Raw genomic sequence first — 17,730 nt, 5'->3', positions numbered from 1 at the left:
ATTATGACTTTCATTGATGAAAAGCAGGAGGCTCTAACTACTCGTCGGCAGCTAGGTTGGAATTCGAATAAGGCTATTACAACCACTAAAGATAACAAGCAATCTATAGAAACCAAAATTAAAAATGGAGTTAGAATTTTAGAAAATATTGTATTACGCAGAATCCTAATTCATAACTTTGTAGTCCCTGGACATTATTGGATTGAAATTATTCATAGTGATGAGGATGAAACCGATGAATTTATGGAAAAGGCAAGAAAAGAACAATTAACGGAAAAGGAACTGCCTAAGTTAAATGGAATATGTAAAAAAGCCAATGGTTTTCGTGAAAGTTATGGTTGGTATCCAGATGAAGCTTTATACTTCACAAAATCATGGAAAACTTTAAAAGGTAACGGTTTTTTTAATGGTGATTGTGAACTTAGAAGAAATAATGATAAGGATAAAATATTATCTAAAATAGAAGAACGCGAAGCAGGTAGACGTGAAGAAAATAACGATCTTTCAATAAGACCCTTTGACGCTCATCAAAACGGTCGATTTCATCTAGATAAAATTGACTTTACAACTAATCCCTACCTATTACCAGGGGATTCAAGAACAGATGAACAAATAATAACGGAAATTAGAGATTTTGCTAAAAGCTTCAAAGATGAATGGAGTTTTAATTACCAAAATTATGATGAAACCAATTGCCATACTTTCTTATATCTGTTATTAGCAAAATGCAATTTGGCTGATATTGATTGTATAGGAAAAAATCTCGATCCATATTTTAAGCAATATAAAATATCTTTAAATGAAAAGGGACATCGTAATTCAAAATATGAGGAAAGAAGAAAACTAATAAACAAGTTAAGTAACATATCCAATTACCGGAATATTATAGCATATAAAGTCCGCTAACTCATTTGAAATATTAAGGAATATATGAAAAACATTCGACAAATTTACTTTCTATTTTTTATAGTAGGCATAATAATCAATATTGAACCTGCACACGCGGAGATAACGATGAATAATCAAACGGCTATTATTAACCAATTAAAAGCTCAAGCTATTGAACCCAATAAAACCTATTTTCAGTATGATTTTAGTGATATTCTAAATAAAGAATATAGTTTTCCACGAAAAAAACTATTTTTAGCAATTAATAATGCTTTAGAAACAGATCCAAGTATGTTCTCTATAGCAAGACAAAATATTGCCCAGATCAAATTAAATAATCATTATCAATATCAAGATGTATTAAACAGAAGACGAAATATCATTGAAATACTATACCCTACTGACCAGTTTCAAGCTCTTGATGATGGGGTTCATTTTTATATTTTCGATAAAAATAATCAGTTACAAAAAAAAGAGAAATTTGAAGATATATTTGAGTTACCTTGCTATTTACGGGTCGAAAAGAAAAATGGCGTAGTCATCAGTATCCAAAAAAAACCGTTAACGGCCATTGCCCACTATGTTTATGATTATTGGCCAAACCAGAATTTAAAACAGACAGTATTGGAAATGTATAATAATAATCAACAATTAATATTCTTTTATGAATTTTTTTACGATGAAAACGGGAAAAGCATAAAAAGTAATGAAAAAAATATAGCGACCGGGCAAACCTTACAACACACTGATATTGAAAAAGATGGTATTGAGAGTATAGAAGAGTATTTTGATAATCAGGGTATTAAAACCAATCATGTTATCTATTATGATAAATCTAAAAAAGCTTACCCTTGGATTGAAAATCAGCGATTAAATCAACGAGGGGAAGTAATCGAAACGACAAATAACAAACCAGATGAAATATTTGATTCAGGTCAGAGTTTGGAAGAAACGCATCCTTACAATACCTTAATTATGGATGTAGAAAAAAGCGATATTACTGTAACCGATTCATTATTTAAACATACCTTTGATATCAATACCACACCGTGGGATAGCGAAGCCATAAACCGGGCTAAATTTTTGGGCATTAAGCCAAATCAAACTTATTATAATAAACTGCCATACCCTAATTTTTTTAATAATCGCTATAAAAACTTCCCTCATCAGTCACCATTAAGCTTAATTGAGGCCGAAAATCAGCAACCCAAAGAGAAATACAGTGATTTAATTAAATTTGAAGTGGGTGAGAATTACCAGTATAAAACCCTTATCAAAGAAAAATGGCAACAAACCCCCCTCTCCCTACCTTTAGAGCAATTTAAACCATTAGAAAACGATATCTATTTTTTTACAATGGCGGATAACGGGCAATTACAACCATTAGACAATGTAGAGCAAGCAGTTGCATTGCCAAGCTATATTCGTGTGGAAAAAGAGATGGGGAAAGTTATCTCCATTGTGCAAAAAACACGCATCATAAAAGTAGCATATCAATTTGAATATAATAACAATACGTTAACTGCCAGTAAATTAAATGTGCTGCAAAGCCCTGTTTTTCAGGACATGCTTATCGAAACCAAATATGAAAATAGTGACTCTATGCTAACTTATCAAGTCATCAAAAATGCTGACGGCATTATTATCCGCACATTTAAATTTATTAAAATAGGTGAAGTAAAAGAAGGTGAAGTTAACGCAATCTATGAAAGATTTAATAATAAAGGGGTGAAAACTAATCATATTACATTGTCGGTACAAAATAATAGAAACGTTATAAAAAACGAATACCTTGATGAAAAAGGTCAAGTTACCCATACCACAGATTTATTCAAGGATAGTGAAATTAACAATCAACAATTTTATGATAGAGAACTACCTTTATTTCCTGATGACTTTGAATATGGACTTTTTGATTTCTACTTAGAACATCACCAACCAAGTGAGGAAAGTAAGTAATCATTAAATGGGAAAATAAAATAATATATTAATCAGTAATCTATAAACAATAACTAAAGTAACACAATGAAAGAGAAGAAGTTAAGTAAGGTGTCATTGTACGGTTATGCTAGATAATCGCAAATATTCGGCGCAAACGCCCTATTTAGGAAAGTTAAAATATGGAAAATAGATTAAAAATAGTTAGACGGGCTATGGTCTTTTGCTTTTTGGTTATTCAATCTGCTTACGCACAGACAGTAATGGATAACCAAACGGCTATTATTAACCAATTAAAAGCTCAAGCTATTGAACCCAATAAAACCTATTTTCAGTATGATTTTAGTGATATTCTAAATAAAGAATATAGTTTTCCACGAAAAAAACTATTTTTAGCAATTAATAATGCTTTAGAAACAGATCCAAGTATGTTCTCTATAGCAAGACAAAATATTGCCCAGATCAAATTAAATAATCATTATCAATATCAAGATGTATTAAACAGAAGACGAAATATCATTGAAATATTATACCCTACTGATGCGTTTCAAGCCCTTGATGATGGTGTTCATTTTTATATTTTCGATAAAAATAATCAATTACAAAAAAAAGAGAAATTTGAAGATATATTTGAGCTACCTTGCTATTTACGGGTTGAAAAGAAAAATGGCGTAGTCATTAGTATCCAAAAAAGGCCGTTAGTATCCATTACCCACTTTGTTTATGATTACTGGCCAAACCATAATTTAAAACATACAGTATTGAAAAAGTATGGTAATAATCAACAATTAATATTTTTTCGTGAAGAATTTTACGATGAAAACGGGAAATGTATAAAAAGTAATAGAAAAAATATATTGACCGGACAAACCATGCAATCTAGCTATCTTGAAAAAGATGGCATTGAAAGTATAGAAGAGTATTTTGATAATCAGGGCATTAAAACCAATCATGTTATCTATTATGATAAATCTATAAAACCTTACCCTAGGATTGAAAATCAGCGATTAAATCAGCGGGGGGAAGTAATCGAAACTATAAATCACAAGCCTGATGAAAATTTTTATTCAGGTCAGAGTTTGGAAGAAGCTCATCCTTATAATACCTTAATTATGGATGTAGAAAAAAGCAATATTACTGTAACCGATTCATTATTTAGACATACCTTTGATATCAATACCACACAGTGGGATAGCGAAGCGATAAACCGAGCAAAATTTTTGGGCATTAAGCCAAATCAAACTTATTATAATAAACTGCCATATCCTAATTTTTTTAATGATCGCTATAAAAACTTCCCTCATCAGTCACCATTAAGCTTAATTGAGGCCGAAAATCAGCAACCCAAAGAGAAATACAGTGATTTAATTAAATTTGAAGTGGGTGAGAATTACCAGTATAAAACCCTTATCAAAGAAAAATGGCAACAATCCCCAATCATCTTGCCTTTAGAACAATTTAAACCATTAGAAAACAATATCTATTTTTTTACGATGGCGGATAACGGACAATTACAACCATTAGACAATGTAGAGCAAGCAGTTGCATTGCCAGGTTATATTCGTGTGGAAAAAGAGATGGGTAAAATTATCTCAATTGTACAAAAAACACGTATCATAAAAGTAGCATATCAATTTGAATATAATAACAATACGTTAATTGCCAGTAAATTAAATGTGCTTCAAAGCCCTGTTTTGCAGGACATGCTTATCGAAACCCGATATGAAAATGGTGATTATTATCCAAGTTATCAAACTATCAAAAATGGTAGTGGCATTATTATCCGTACATTTAAATTTATTAAAATAGGTGAAGTGAAAGAAGGTGAAGTTAACGCAATCTATGAAAGATTTAATAATAAAGGAGTGAAAACTAATCATATTACATTGTCGGTACAAAATAATAGAAACGTTATAAAAAACGAATACCTTGATGAAAAAGGTCAAGTTACCCATACCACAGATTTATTCAAGGATAGTGAAATTAACAATCAACAATTTTATGATAGAGAACTACCTTTATTTCCTGATGACTTTGAATATGGACTTTTTGATTTCTACTTAGAACATCACCAACCAAGTGAGGAAAGTAAGTAATCATTAAATGGGAAAATAAAATAATATATTAATCAACAAGTGGAATGGATTTTTGGAACATGGCAATCGATAGTTGTTGGATCAATAACATAGCAAACGCATAGTCATAAAAGACATTATTTGATACCAAAAAGTTACTGCTTGAATAAAAAAACAAGATGATAACAATAAAAAAATACAAAGTTGTAGCTCGGTTAGATCTTGAAGAGTGGATTATTAGCTTATTTTGCTTTTGAATAAATTTTTTACCATTAATAATACTTAAAGGGAATTAAACAATGAAAAATGTTATACAACTAGGAGACGCAACAAGCCATGGTGGGAAAGTCATTACGGCCTCATCAAAGCTGATTGTATTTACAAAAGGAGTAGCTCGAATGGGTGATATGGTTACTTGCCCAATAAAAGGACATGGCGTTAATCCTATAATAGAAGGAGATCCTCAATTTATCGAAGAGGGTAAACCGGTCGCTTTTCATGGACATAAAACTGCATGTGGTTGTACTTTAATTTCGTCACTTACTAATTTTGGTAAAATTAATTAATGGCTATAAATTTAAATTCCTTACCCGAACCGATAAGATTAAACAAAGGGTTATCTCAATTATTTTGGTGCATTACTTTAATTGTATTTATTATAATCGGTTTGCTTTTGATATGTATTATGCAAATTAATCGTAATTTAGCTGTAGAACATATTATTATTGCCATCTGTTTTTCAATAATAAGTTGGTTTATATTTTTTAGTTGTTGGTTATTTTTTCGAGGATGTAAAGAAATCTATGCTGAGAGTTGGAATGAATTACGTGAAGAGAGAAAACAACAACTTATCGAATATGGACAAAAACCACTTTATGTTATTTTTAATCAATTAAGTTCTGAATTTGGTGATGCAAACCATGCGCAAGGATTGGTAAGTAACCTAATATCTCTTGATGCTCGTGCTGTAAACACTTCTAATGGTTATGAAGATTCAATTATTTATTCAAGATTTCAATTCGATAATTTAAAACCAAATGATTTTATTTTAAAAATAGATAAATTATTTGAAAATATACAAAACATATTACCTATTTTAAACCATAAAACCTTCCATAAGGTTCGAAAACATATACGCCTATTTATAGATGCACCTATATCTACTGAAGATATAAAAATAATTTGGCAGCAAAAACTAGGGGATACCACTTTATTTGACTCTTGGCAAGTGATTGAAGCCAAACAAAGCTCTATTTTTCTTGATAGCTGGCTCGATGATTCAGCAACTGATGATTACTTATTATGTTGTATTAATTTATATTTATTTGATTCCCCAACTTCATGTAATGCTGAATCAATGACGAGCATGATCTTTTTAGGTAAAAATCTTATCGACAAACCAAGTACTATTCATTATATACAACAAAACAAATCAGTTGTTGTTGCTTTGCATCGTACTGAAGAAGGGGAACAACTAGATCATGTGCTTAAACATGCTGAATTATGGGGAGAATTAGACAAAAATGAAAATAATAAAGATTATTTTGGTGCTATTTGGTTAACTAATCTATCTACTGATGCTAATGTAAAGGTTTTAACTCGATATGCTGATAAATTATGTTTAATGGAAAATATTTATAATATAAGTTCAACATTTGGTATTTCTGGTGAGTGTGATTACTGGGTAGCTTTAGCTTTCGCAATTGAATATGCCATTCACATTGACAGTAAACAAATGGTTATTGGTGAAAAAAGGGCAAGTTTTAATGCAACTATTCTTGAGAAAATAAAAATTGACCCCGATGAGGTAATATAATGACAAAAATGGCTCTTGGTTGGATGTTTATTTGTTGTGCTTTAGCTATTTGTTGTTTGGGATACGTTTGGTTTTCAGATAACACCTTTATCACGACAATACCTTCAAAATGTCAATATACTTTTATAATACTCTTTGGTTGCCTGTTACTTGCTTATTTGGCTATTATTATAGAGTTCATTATTAATTATATCTGTTGTGATATATTTAAGGACGAGGAAAAAAGCTATTTTGTAAATAAACTAAAATAGAATATATTTTTCAATATTATTTTCGTCAATGTGCTTAATCATTAGGTTGAAAGCTTAAGTTTAACTCGCAAATTAACATAAGCATATCGCTAAAGCTTAATTGCATTTTTCTGATAATATCGCCAAAACATAACTGGTATATATGCCTAATATCTTATTTATAAATAACGACAATATCAGTAATGTTAGTTACCAAATGTAAATTCAATATTATCAAATTCCATTGAGTAATTTGTATTGCATTTGGTTCTGGCGTATATTTCGATTCCATTGCAAAAAAGTCATTTTGTAATGACTACCCGGATTAATGTAATCTATAGTTGTGCCGTGTGCTTCTGCCCAGTTATTGAACACTACCGCCGTATTTTTCTCGTCATTTATAAAAAGTTGAGTTTCCTATGGCTTATTTTCGGCAAAGCTCCTTAATTGGAATGCCGGCTTCAGCTTCTTTTAAAATAGATACAATTGATGCTCTGTCTTTTTTTCCATATACAAATCCTTTTTTGCTTTTATCATAGCGAATTTTCCTATTTGTTTGCTGTACTATTTGAGGGGATATTTACACTACATCAGTGTTAGATGCTCAAAAATCAACGCAAAAACTGACTTTAGTTTGTTCACTAAAGTTAGTTTTTGCAGAAAATCTATAATAGATAACTTATTGATAGATATTAACTGTCGGCGGGTGGTTCGATATTTGAGTATGTCGACAATAGTTGTAATAATTTAAACTTCGAATTAACCAATTTGGTCGAACGCTCATGCAAAGTATTGGCAATTGCTGGTTCCAATGTTTCTAGACGACGGAATCGTTGCTCTTTAAGCAATATACCAGATAATGCTTCACTATTTGGTGATTTTGAATCTAGTACTAAGCCCGGTTTGCCTTCTAGCATACGTCTAGGATCATAACGATAAAGTGGCCAGAATCCTGATTTAACTAAATCTTTCATCTGTTCATGTGATTTAGCTAGATCGTACCCATGTTCTTCGCAAGGACTATAAGCAATAACTAATGATGGTCCGTCATAGGCTTCAGCTTCTTGCAAGGCTTTGAGTGTTTGATTGAGCTGTGAACCTAAAGCTACTTGTGCTACATAAACATGACCGTACATCATCACACTAAAACCTAAGTCTTTGCGTGCTTTATGTTTGCCCAAGTCAGCAAATTTAGACACCGCGCCCATTGGCGTTGCTTTGGATTGTTGTCCTCCAGTATTTGAATAACATTGGGTATCTAATACTAAGATATTGACATTATCCGTTAAGCTCATTACATGATCAAGTCCACCAAAGCCTATATCATAGGCCCAACCATCACCACCAATTGCCCAGACAGATTTATCAATCAGGTAATCAGCATCTTGCATCAATTGCTTTGCCTCAGGTGAATTGTTATGGGCTATTTGTTCTCGTAACATTACAATTTGGTTACGCTTTTCATCAATAGAACAATCGGCTGATTGTAAATTAATAATAATTTCTGGTGAAATTTCACCGGCAAGATGTCCAAGCAAACGTTGCGCGCGTTTTTTATGTTGATCATAAGTAATACGATAACCTAATGCAAATTCGGCATTATTTTCAAATAAGGAGTTCGCCCAAGCAGGTCCACGACCATTACGATCGGTAGTATAAGGGGTTGATGGTAAATTTCCACCATAAATCGATGAACAACCAGTGGCATTAGCAATGGCTAAATGGTCACCATAAAGTTGCGATAATAGTTTGATATATGGCGTTTCGCCACAACCTGCGCAAGCACCCGAATATTCAAATAGTGGTGTTAGTAACTGTGAAGTTCGTATATCAATACGTTCAAGAGTTTTGATGTCACGATCTGGCAATGCTATAAAGTATTCGAAGTTAGCGCGTTGGGTCTCAAGATTATCGATACGAGGTTGCATGTTGATTGCTTTAATATCAAAGTTATTACGATCACGAGATGGGCAAACTTCAACACATAAATTACAACCAGTACAATCTTCGGGAGCAACTTGTAATACATAGCGTTGACCTTTCATGTCTCGAGCTTTGACTTCGAGTGAACTTAATGATTCTGGGGCATTAAGCATATCCTCAGGTGTAACGACTTTAGCGCGAATTGCCGCATGTGGGCAAGCTACTGCGCAATGATTACATTGAGTACAAAGTTCAGGTTGCCAAATTGGAATCGCTTCAGCGATATTACGTTTTTCCCATTTAGTCGTACCTGTTGGCCAAGTACCATCTGGAGGGAAAGCTGATACGGGTAAATTATCGCCTAACCCTGCTAGCATAGTTGCAGTAACCATTTTCACAAAATCAGGTGCGTTATTGGGTACAACAGGTGGTCTTGATGCGCTACTTTGATCAACACAACTAAGTGGAATTTGCTCTAGTGAGGTAATGGCTAAATCAAGAGCTTTCCAATTATTTTCAACCAATTCTTGTCCTTTACTGCTATAACTCTTAGCAATAACTTCTTTTAATTGCGTAATACTAAAGTCATTTTTAAAGATCTCTGAAAGGTGAAAAAAAGCGGCTTGCATTACCGTATTAATTCTGGCACCTAAATTACATTCACGAGCGATTTTAGCTGCATTAATAATATAGAAGTGAGCCCGTTTTTTAATTAATTGAACTTGGACTTCTTTTGGCAGTCGATGCCAAATCTCTTCTTTATTATATGGGGTATTTAGTAAGAAAATACCATCATCTTTTAGTTGCTCAACAATTTGATATTTATCGATAAACTGATCCTGATGACAACCGATAAAATGAGCGCTAGTAATTAAATACGGAGAATCAATTGGTTCTAAACTGACTCGAAGGTGTGAAGTCGTTAATCCACCCGCCTTTTTAGAGTCATAAACAAAGAATCCCTGAACAAAAAAAGGTGAGCTATCACCAATAATTTTAATATTATTTTTGGTAGCCGAAACTGTACCATCACTACCAAGACCATAAAATAGCGCTTCGAGGGCAGATTTTTGTGGAATGGATTGATCAGGTAACGGTAATGATAATCCGGTGATATCATCATAAATGCCAACGGTAAACCTAGGTCTGGGCTGATTTAATGTCAGTTCATTGAAAATAGCCAATACACAACGAGGATCATATTCTTTTGAAGATAAGCCGTAACGACCACCAATAATTTGTGGCATATCAGTTCGTTCACCGTGTGACAAACTCTCAGCAAACGCCGTCATTACATCTAAATACAATGGTTCAGCTAGTGCGCCAGGCTCTTTGGTTCTATCAAGCACGGCAATTTTTTTGACGGTATTTGGAATAACAGCAAGAAAATGTTTAGCAGAGAAAGGGCGATATAATCTAACAATGACGAGCCCAACCTTTTCATCTTTTTGTAGTAAATAATCAACCACTTCTTTAGTGGTACTGATACCAGATCCCATAATGATAATAATGCGTTCGGCGTCATGAGCTCCATAATATTCAAATGGTTGATATTTTCGGCCGGTTTGTTTTTCAAAAGCGGCCATTGCTTCAACAACATGTTGATAAACCTTATCATAATAAGGATTAATCGCTTCTCTACACTGAAAATAGGTATCTGGATTAGCTGAGGTTCCTCGTATTATTGGTTTATCTGGTGTTAATGCACGGGAACGAAATGCGGCAATGGCTTCATGTGGTAATAGATTATGAATTTCATCATCACTAATAGGGTGGATTTTATTAACTTCATGCGAAGTTCTGAAACCATCAAAAAAATGAATAAAAGGCACTCGGCTATTATAGGTTGCAATTTGTGAAATTAATGCTAAATCTTGTGCTTCTTGTACTGAGCTGGAACAAAGCATGGCAAATCCAGTTTGTCTTACTGCCATTACATCAGAGTGATCACCAAAAATAGATAATGCATGTGTGGCAACCGTTCTTGCTGCTACGTGTAATACAAATGGGGTTAATTCTCCCGCTATTTTATATAAAGATGGGATCATTAACAATAAACCTTGTGAGGAGGTGAACGAGGTAGCAAGTGCCCCTGTCATTAATGAGCCATGTACTGTTGCTATAGCGCCTGCTTCTGATTGCATTTCAACAACTTTAGGGACATCACCAAATACATTAGGTTTGTTAAATTCCGCCCAAGTACTGGCTTGCTCGGCCATAGATGAGCTTGGTGTAATTGGATATATAGCAATGACTTCGTTTGCACGATAAGCTACGGAGGATACCGCACTATTAGCATCTGATATGATCATTAAAAAACCTTGTTTTTATATAGTGTTACGACATTACTTAGTTATAATAATTTGCGCTATTGTACCAGAAAGTATGATAGCTTTTAGTTATTTTTATGTTAATTTTTTAGCATAGATATTGTTATTAGAATTGATAGTTTATCAATTATTATTGAAAAACTAGGTGAAGTGGAACAGTATTTAGTGAGTTATCCTTTTCCTATACATAGCTTTATCATTCATATCAAACTTGCGTTTATTAAAGCGGTATGCAACAGTTTTAGTAAAGATCTTTCAGATTTTATCCGAGAGATCTTTTAATATTAAGATAATATAAATTAATTCTATTTAATTACTACCCGCTCAGCAGATGATGACTGTTTAATTTCACCTAATAACCATGCTACTTCACCGTTATTAGTTAGTAAATTAATAGCCTTATTTGCTAATGCTTTGGGTAAAGCAATAATTAATCCAACTCCGCAATTAAAAGTGCGGTACATTTCGTGACGACTGACATTACCTGCTTGTTGTAACCAATTAAATAGTGCAGGCCACTGCCAGCTTGCTTCATAGACAATAGCTTGAGTATTGTTAGGTAGAACTCGAGGAATATTTTCCCAAAAACCACCGCCGGTAATATGTACTATCGCATGTACTTCAATTTTTGCAATCAAATCAAGTACTGATTTAACATAAATTTTTGTTGGGGCTAATAAATGTTCAGCAAGTGGTTTGTCATCAAGATATTCTGTTAGTGGATTTACACCACTTACTTCAATAATTTTACGAACTAATGAGTAACCGTTGGAATGTGCACCACTTGATGCCAAAGCAATTAATACATCACCATCCTGAACTTTACTGCCATCTATCATATCCGCTTTTTCAACTACACCAACACAAAATCCGGCTAGATCATAATCATTGCCATGGTACATGCCCGGCATTTCGGCTGTTTCACCACCGACTAAAGCGCAACCTGATTGTTTGCAACCTTCAGCAATACCCGAGATAACAGTTGCAGCAACGTCAACGTTAAGTTTACCGGTGGCATAATAATCTAGGAAAAATAATGGCTCAGCACCTTGTACAATCAGATCATTAACACACATCGCGACTAAATCAATGCCAATTGATTCGTGGTGATTTAAATCCATCGCCAAACGAAGTTTAGTACCAACACCATCAGTGCCAGAAACTAAAATTGGCTGATTATATTTTTGTGGAATTGCACAAAGCGCACCAAAACCACCCAGACCACCCATGACCTCAGGTCGTTTAGTTTCTTTTACAACTTTCTTAATGCGATTAACAAGCTCATTACCCGCGTCGATATCGACGCCAGCATCTTTATAACTGAGGGAGTTTTGGTTTGACACGAAAAAAGTCCTTACAATAAAAAGGTATCAGCTATTTTAGCAAGGATGAAATTTATTAGCGATGGATTATTTATAAAATAATCATGAAAAAGGCATTATGAATTGCTTTCAAACCAGCTTTCTAAAATAATTATTGCCGAGGTTGCATCTACATGTCCTTTTGCAAGAGCACGATAACCACGCGAAGCGAAAATATGTGATTTAGCTTCAACGGTAGACAATCGCTCATCTTGTAAATGAACTTGATAACCAAACATACCGTGTAACCGATTAGCAAATTTACGTGCTCTGGCCGTAAGCGGTTGTTCAGTGCCATCCATATTTAATGGTAAACCGACCACTAAAAAATCCGGTTGCCATTCAAGTAAAACTTTTTCTATTGCTTGCCAATTTGGTATACCATCACGTGCTTTAAATGAACAAAGTGGATTTGCCGTTTTGGTAATATCTTGACCGATAGCTGCGCCAATACTTACGGTGCCAAAATCAAATGCAATAATGGTTGCCATGAATTACGCATTACCCATTTGGTGTGAAATATTACTCATATTAATGCCAAGCGATTTAGCTGATTGTTGCCATCGATCTTCAATAGCCACTTCAAAAATAATTTTGGGATCGGCATCGGCAACCAGCCAATCATTACGAGCAACTTCCGCTTCAAGTTGTAATGATTGCCAGCTTGAATAACCTAAAGCAAGAAACATATCTTTGGGTTGTTCGGGTGTGCCAATAGCTTTAAGCGCATCAAGTGATGTGGTTATCATTACATCATCAGAAATATTTATACTTGATGAAAATCCTGATTGAGGCGTGTGCAAAATAAAGCCTTGTTCTTCTGCCATTGGTCCCCCAGCAAAAACTGGATGCTCAAGTTCGGCACAGTTTCTCTTTGCTGTGATTTCTAAACGATCAAGCACGATGGCAACATTAAGTTCAAAAATAGGTTTATTGATAATAATACCCATAGCACCGTCGCGGTTATGTTCACAAATATACACAACCGAACGAGTAAATATAGCATCGTGCATAGTTGGCATCGCTATAATAAAATGATTTTTTAAATTCATAAGCTCACAATTTTGTGTTTTCGATAATAATTATTATAATGCACATTTGCCAATTTTAACTTTATGTTCTACATTGCAGCGCATTAATAATTCATTTTCATTCGTTTCTTCATTTACTGATTCAGAAATAATTTCGAAATGTTGAGCAAGGTAAAAATCAATGGCATGCGTGTTTTTTTTATAAACATGGACAAACAGTTCATTATGATATTGTTTGGCTTTTTCAATTAATGCTTTACCAGTTCCTTTATTTCGGAAATTTTGCTCAACAAATAACCCTGATATATAATTTTCGGTTAACCCAATGAACCCTTTCACACCATCAAGATCTTGAACATATATTTTTGACATTGGGATTAATGATTTTACTAATTCATAATTTTGTTCAAAAAATTCAGGCACTATAAAATCATGAGCTTGTAAATTACCTTGTAACCATATTTCCATGATTTTATTTAAATCTGTAGGTTGATATTCTCTAATCATTTTTGCGCTCTATTATTAAATCGGCATTCAATTGCATCCATTAACATACCAGTAATAGATAAGGTAGGGTGTTCGGCTTCAATTTCAAGTACACAAGTTGGACTGGTCACATTAATTTCGGTTAATTTATCACCAATAATATCCAAGCCAACAAAGAGTAAACCTTTCTCTTTTAGTGTTGGTGCTATACTTTTTGCAATATACCAATCAGTTTCGCTAAGTGGTCTAACTTCACCATGCCCACCGGCGGCTAAGTTGCCTCGTGTTTCCCCCTTTGATGGGATTCTTGCTAAACAATAAGGTACGGGTTCACCATCTACGACTAATACTCGTTTATCGCCATCTTGTATTGCCGGTATAAAGGTTTGTGCCATACAATATCGTTTATTATGATCAGTTAGTGTTTCAATAATTACTGAAATATTGGCGTCATCGGGTTTGATTCGGAAAATCGATGATCCGCCCATACCATCAAGGGGTTTTAAAATAATATCTTTGTGTTGATGATGGAAGGCTTTAATTCGTTCGGTTTGTCTGGTTACCAGTGTTTCTGGGGTAAATTTTGCAAACCAAGCTGTAAATAGCTTTTCGTTACAATCACGCAAACTTTGTGGTTTATTTACGACCAGTACACCATTAGCCTCTGCGCGTTCTAAAATATAGGTCGCATAGATATATTCAGTATCAAATGGCGGATCTTTGCGCATAAGTATTACATCAAGATCGCTAAGTGCTATCATCTGTTCATTGCTAAGATCAAACCAATGCGTTTGGTCATGATACACTGTCACTTTGCGCGTGGTTGCATAGGCTTGACCATTAGATAAGAACAGATCGTTCATCTCCATATAAAAAAGTTGATAACCACGTTTTTGTGCTTCTTGTAGCATAGCAAAACTGGTATCCTTTTTAATCTTAATATGGCTGATTGGATCCATAACAATACCCAGTTTTATCATGTTTGCTCCTTAGTGGTTGTATAGGGTTAAAATAAAACACTGATGATTTTATTATTCTATATTAATGTTTTATGGTAAATTTTGTTACCAGTGTTGAGGTAATTCACAATTGAATTAGTATTTACAACTATCATACTCGCTACTGTTTAAGATGCAAAGCAAACATTATTCATTCTATTTGTTTTAATTTGCTAACCTAAATCACCAAAACGCACTTGTAAGGCGGTTAGCGCAGTTAAGGCTGCGGTTTCAGTACGCAGTATACGTGGTCCAAGCAATATGTCAGTAAAATGATAATTATTCACCATGCTAATTTCATTATCGGATAGCCCACCTTCAGGACCAATCAATAAATGAATATTATTATTTTGATTATTGTATGATAATTGATTAATGCCAAGTTTAGCTTTAGGGTGTAGATTGAGTTTTAAACCATCAGTTAAACTGGCACACCAATTGTCTAACTTCATGACTGGATTGACTTTAGGAATAACATTACGCCCACATTGTTCACAAGCGGAAATGATAATCTTTTGCCATTGTTGTATTTTTTTGTCAAACCGTGCTTCATCAAGTTTTACTCCACAACGTTCAGAAAGTAAAGGTGTGATACTTGTTATACCCAATTCTACTGATTTTTGGATGGTAAATTCCATCTTTTCCCCGCGTGAGATCACTTGTCCTAAATGAATATTTAATGGTGATTCACGATTGTCAGTTATGGTTGTAGCTGTTTTGACAATAACGTTTTTTTTATTGATTGTATGTATAACAGCTGGCGTGATCTGATTAGAACCATCAAACAAGATAATTTGTTCACCAACTTTCATGCGTAGAACACGGATTAGATGATTGAACGCATTTTCATCTAAAGTAATAAGGCTGTTTTGACTTATAATAAAAGGTTGGAAAATTCTGGTCATAATAGCTAGTATTGCAAATAATTTAAAATAAATTATAGCGTAATTTGTTGCGATTCGGTAATCTTTAGTTGCTACAAATTCTAATTTGGAATGACATATAAAATGATGAGTAAAGACAGAGTATTAATCGAAGGATTAACTATTTTAACAATAATTGGTGTCTATGATTGGGAAAAGACCATAAAGCAAAAGTTAGTGCTTGATCTGGAAATGCAATGGGATAATATACCGGCAGGGAAGAGTGATGATGTTTCATTGTGTCTTGACTATTTTCAAGTAAGCCAATCAATTACTTCATTTGTTGAAACACATAAATTTGATTTGATTGAGTGTGTTGCAGAGCAGGTTGCTGAGCTAATTATCCAACAATTTTCGGTTAAGTGGCTTAAAGTTAAAGTATCAAAACCAGGTGCAATTGCAAATGCCAAAAATGTAGCAGTAATCATTGAGCGAAGCAGAGATAGAAAGTAGGGAATAATGACTGAACAAAAAAAGGATTTAACCACTTTAATACAAAAACAGCAAACGGAAAGGTTTGCTAGTTATCAACCAAGTAAATTTAAAATTCGTGATATTGTGCGGTGGTATATCTCTCGTAAAGTATTACCTCCTAAAGCTGGGTATGATTCATTTAAGCAGACATGGTTTGAACAAATCGATTTGACGTTGCCTGGCGATAGAGTTTGGTGGATAGGTCATGCAACCACGTTAATTCGATTGGATGGTAAATTTATATTAACCGATCCTGTATTTTCTAAACGTGCATCTCCTTCACAATTTACTGGTCCTAAACGCCGCACACCACCTGCTTTAGATATAGCTGAGTTGCCGCAAATTGATTTTATTGTTATTTCACATAATCATTATGATCACTTAGATTATAATAGTATTCGCAAATTAATTGATCGTTTTACTAATATTACGATATTGGTTCCACTAGGTTTAAAGGCAATATTATCAAAATGGGGAGCAAAACAAATAATTGAGTTAGATTGGTGGGATTCTCGCACTATTGGTAAATTTACTTTTACCGCTACACCAGCAAAACACTGGAGTAAACGTGGATTATTCGATGAAAATAAAGCACTGTGGTGCGGTTGGATGATACAGTCAGATTCCAACAATCAAAATAACGGTAAATCACTCTATTTTATGGGCGATAGTGGTTATTGCTCTTTTTTGAAAGAGATAGGTGAACGTTTTACTACAATTGATTTAGCTTTAATTCCAATAGGGGCATATGCTCCTCGTTGGTTTATGCATTCACAACATATTGATCCACAGCAAGCAATTCAATTGTTTGATGAATTACATTGTAAGTCGGCAGTTGCTATTCATTGGGGCGCATTTGAATTAGCCGATGAACCAATTGATGAGCCCCCTGAACTATTAAATAGTCATAAGGCAGATCGTGATTTTCACTTATTAAAAATTGGCGGTAACTTAGCTATCAATCACTTAGAATATGGATTAAAATAAAACGATATGTAAATAAATTGTCAAAATTCATATATTAATTGCATATGAAAACGGAGAAAAATCATGAAAACCATAGTGATGGTATTATCCTGTGTCATACTTAGTCTAGGTATAATTGGTTGTGGTGGTAAAGATGATGAGGGCAAACAATACCGTTGGACAAAACCACACGGTGTATTAGAAGGCTGTAATGGTGTAATGAGTAACTCACAACAATGTCAAAAAAATTCCAATAATCAACAATACATGATCCAAATTGATAGGAATTAA

General features: G+C 33.8%; 15 protein-coding genes. 8 read left to right on the top strand and 7 right to left on the bottom strand.

Annotated elements, in window-relative coordinates; all coding sequences use genetic code 11:
• The first annotated feature begins 3 nt into the window (after positions 1-3).
• From Q0K76_RS07835 to Q0K76_RS07815, 5 genes are all read left to right on the top strand, one after another.
• The gene (locus tag Q0K76_RS07835) at positions 4-906 is read left to right on the top strand and encodes a hypothetical protein (RefSeq protein WP_294613940.1); all 903 of its coding nucleotides are present in this window, start codon (positions 4-6) and stop codon (positions 904-906) included.
• A gap of 108 nt (positions 907-1,014) precedes the next feature.
• Positions 1,015-2,847, top strand: coding sequence for a hypothetical protein (locus Q0K76_RS07830; RefSeq protein ID WP_294613937.1), 1,833 nt, complete (start codon positions 1,015-1,017; stop codon positions 2,845-2,847).
• Positions 2,848-3,008: 161 nt separating this feature from the next.
• The gene (locus Q0K76_RS07825) at positions 3,009-4,922 is read left to right on the top strand and encodes a hypothetical protein (protein WP_294613934.1); all 1,914 of its coding nucleotides are present in this window, start codon (positions 3,009-3,011) and stop codon (positions 4,920-4,922) included.
• Positions 4,923-5,200: 278 nt separating this feature from the next.
• Positions 5,201-5,467 (top strand): PAAR domain-containing protein, encoded by a 267-nt coding sequence (locus tag Q0K76_RS07820; RefSeq protein WP_294613931.1) that lies wholly within the window; start codon positions 5,201-5,203, stop codon positions 5,465-5,467.
• A gap of 119 nt (positions 5,468-5,586) precedes the next feature.
• Positions 5,587-6,717, top strand: coding sequence for a hypothetical protein (locus Q0K76_RS07815; RefSeq protein ID WP_294613929.1), 1,131 nt, complete (start codon positions 5,587-5,589; stop codon positions 6,715-6,717).
• 922 nt (positions 6,718-7,639) lie between these two features.
• On the opposite strand, the gene nifJ is transcribed toward Q0K76_RS07815, so the two are convergent.
• From nifJ to rsmE, 7 genes are all read right to left on the bottom strand, one after another.
• On the bottom strand, positions 7,640-11,182 hold the full coding sequence (gene nifJ / locus Q0K76_RS07810) for a pyruvate:ferredoxin (flavodoxin) oxidoreductase (RefSeq protein ID WP_294613927.1): 3,543 nt from the start codon (positions 11,180-11,182) through the stop codon (positions 7,640-7,642).
• 323 nt (positions 11,183-11,505) lie between these two features.
• Positions 11,506-12,543: a phosphoribosylformylglycinamidine cyclo-ligase gene (purM, locus tag Q0K76_RS07805; protein ID WP_294613924.1), complete on the bottom strand. Its 1,038-nt coding sequence runs from the start codon at positions 12,541-12,543 to the stop codon at positions 11,506-11,508.
• A 95-nt stretch (positions 12,544-12,638) separates the two neighbouring features.
• Complete coding sequence (ruvX, locus tag Q0K76_RS07800) at positions 12,639-13,052, bottom strand: Holliday junction resolvase RuvX (RefSeq protein WP_294613921.1); 414 nt, start codon at positions 13,050-13,052, stop codon at positions 12,639-12,641.
• Between the two features lie 3 nt (positions 13,053-13,055).
• Complete coding sequence (locus Q0K76_RS07795; protein WP_294613918.1) at positions 13,056-13,613, bottom strand: YqgE/AlgH family protein; 558 nt, start codon at positions 13,611-13,613, stop codon at positions 13,056-13,058.
• Between the two features lie 33 nt (positions 13,614-13,646).
• Positions 13,647-14,099, bottom strand: coding sequence for a GNAT family N-acetyltransferase (locus tag Q0K76_RS07790; protein WP_294613915.1), 453 nt, complete (start codon positions 14,097-14,099; stop codon positions 13,647-13,649).
• Positions 14,096-15,058 carry a glutathione synthase gene (gene gshB / locus Q0K76_RS07785; protein ID WP_294613911.1) on the bottom strand — a complete coding sequence of 321 codons (963 nt, stop codon included), beginning with the start codon at positions 15,056-15,058 and terminating at the stop codon, positions 14,096-14,098. Before gshB ends, Q0K76_RS07790 begins: the two co-directional genes overlap by 4 nt.
• Before the next feature lie 191 nt (positions 15,059-15,249).
• Positions 15,250-15,981: a 16S rRNA (uracil(1498)-N(3))-methyltransferase gene (gene rsmE / locus Q0K76_RS07780; protein WP_294613908.1), complete on the bottom strand. Its 732-nt coding sequence runs from the start codon at positions 15,979-15,981 to the stop codon at positions 15,250-15,252.
• 105 nt (positions 15,982-16,086) lie between these two features.
• Between rsmE and folB the strand changes: the two genes are divergently transcribed.
• The 3 genes from folB to Q0K76_RS07765 all read left to right on the top strand — a co-directional run bounded on the left by folB (position 16,087) and on the right by Q0K76_RS07765 (position 17,730).
• On the top strand, positions 16,087-16,452 hold the full coding sequence (gene folB / locus Q0K76_RS07775) for a dihydroneopterin aldolase (RefSeq protein ID WP_363322437.1): 366 nt from the start codon (positions 16,087-16,089) through the stop codon (positions 16,450-16,452).
• Positions 16,453-16,458: 6 nt separating this feature from the next.
• Entirely contained in the window at positions 16,459-17,460 is a 1,002-nt protein-coding gene (locus Q0K76_RS07770; protein ID WP_294613903.1) for an MBL fold metallo-hydrolase, read from the top strand.
• Positions 17,461-17,523: 63 nt separating this feature from the next.
• The gene (locus Q0K76_RS07765; RefSeq protein WP_294613900.1) at positions 17,524-17,730 is read left to right on the top strand and encodes a hypothetical protein; all 207 of its coding nucleotides are present in this window, start codon (positions 17,524-17,526) and stop codon (positions 17,728-17,730) included.

The sequence above is a fragment of the uncultured Gilliamella sp. genome (assembly GCA_945271295.1).
Classification (GTDB): Bacteria; Pseudomonadota; Gammaproteobacteria; order Enterobacterales; family Orbaceae; genus Gilliamella.
This window is presented reverse-complemented; position numbering and strand designations above follow the sequence as displayed.

Bases quoted from the DNA above. Each gene is read 5' to 3' on its own strand.
- nifJ (WP_294613927.1), bottom strand. From the start codon at position 11,182: ATGATCATATCAGATGCTAATAGTGCGGTATCCTCCGTAGCTTATCGT.
- Q0K76_RS07830 (WP_294613937.1), top strand. From the start codon at position 1,015: ATGAATAATCAAACGGCTATTATTAACCAATTAAAAGCTCAAGCTATT.
- Q0K76_RS07820 (WP_294613931.1), top strand. From the start codon at position 5,201: ATGAAAAATGTTATACAACTAGGAGACGCAACAAGCCATGGTGGGAAA.
- Q0K76_RS07765 (WP_294613900.1), top strand. From the start codon at position 17,524: ATGAAAACCATAGTGATGGTATTATCCTGTGTCATACTTAGTCTAGGT.
- Q0K76_RS07790 (WP_294613915.1), bottom strand. From the start codon at position 14,099: ATGATTAGAGAATATCAACCTACAGATTTAAATAAAATCATGGAAATA.
- Q0K76_RS07770 (WP_294613903.1), top strand. From the start codon at position 16,459: ATGACTGAACAAAAAAAGGATTTAACCACTTTAATACAAAAACAGCAA.
- Q0K76_RS07795 (WP_294613918.1), bottom strand. From the start codon at position 13,613: ATGAATTTAAAAAATCATTTTATTATAGCGATGCCAACTATGCACGAT.
- Q0K76_RS07835 (WP_294613940.1), top strand. From the start codon at position 4: ATGACTTTCATTGATGAAAAGCAGGAGGCTCTAACTACTCGTCGGCAG.
- rsmE (WP_294613908.1), bottom strand. From the start codon at position 15,981: ATGACCAGAATTTTCCAACCTTTTATTATAAGTCAAAACAGCCTTATT.
- Q0K76_RS07825 (WP_294613934.1), top strand. From the start codon at position 3,009: ATGGAAAATAGATTAAAAATAGTTAGACGGGCTATGGTCTTTTGCTTT.
- folB (WP_363322437.1), top strand. From the start codon at position 16,087: ATGAGTAAAGACAGAGTATTAATCGAAGGATTAACTATTTTAACAATA.
- ruvX (WP_294613921.1), bottom strand. From the start codon at position 13,052: ATGGCAACCATTATTGCATTTGATTTTGGCACCGTAAGTATTGGCGCA.
- Q0K76_RS07815 (WP_294613929.1), top strand. From the start codon at position 5,587: ATGCAAATTAATCGTAATTTAGCTGTAGAACATATTATTATTGCCATC.
- gshB (WP_294613911.1), bottom strand. From the start codon at position 15,058: ATGATAAAACTGGGTATTGTTATGGATCCAATCAGCCATATTAAGATT.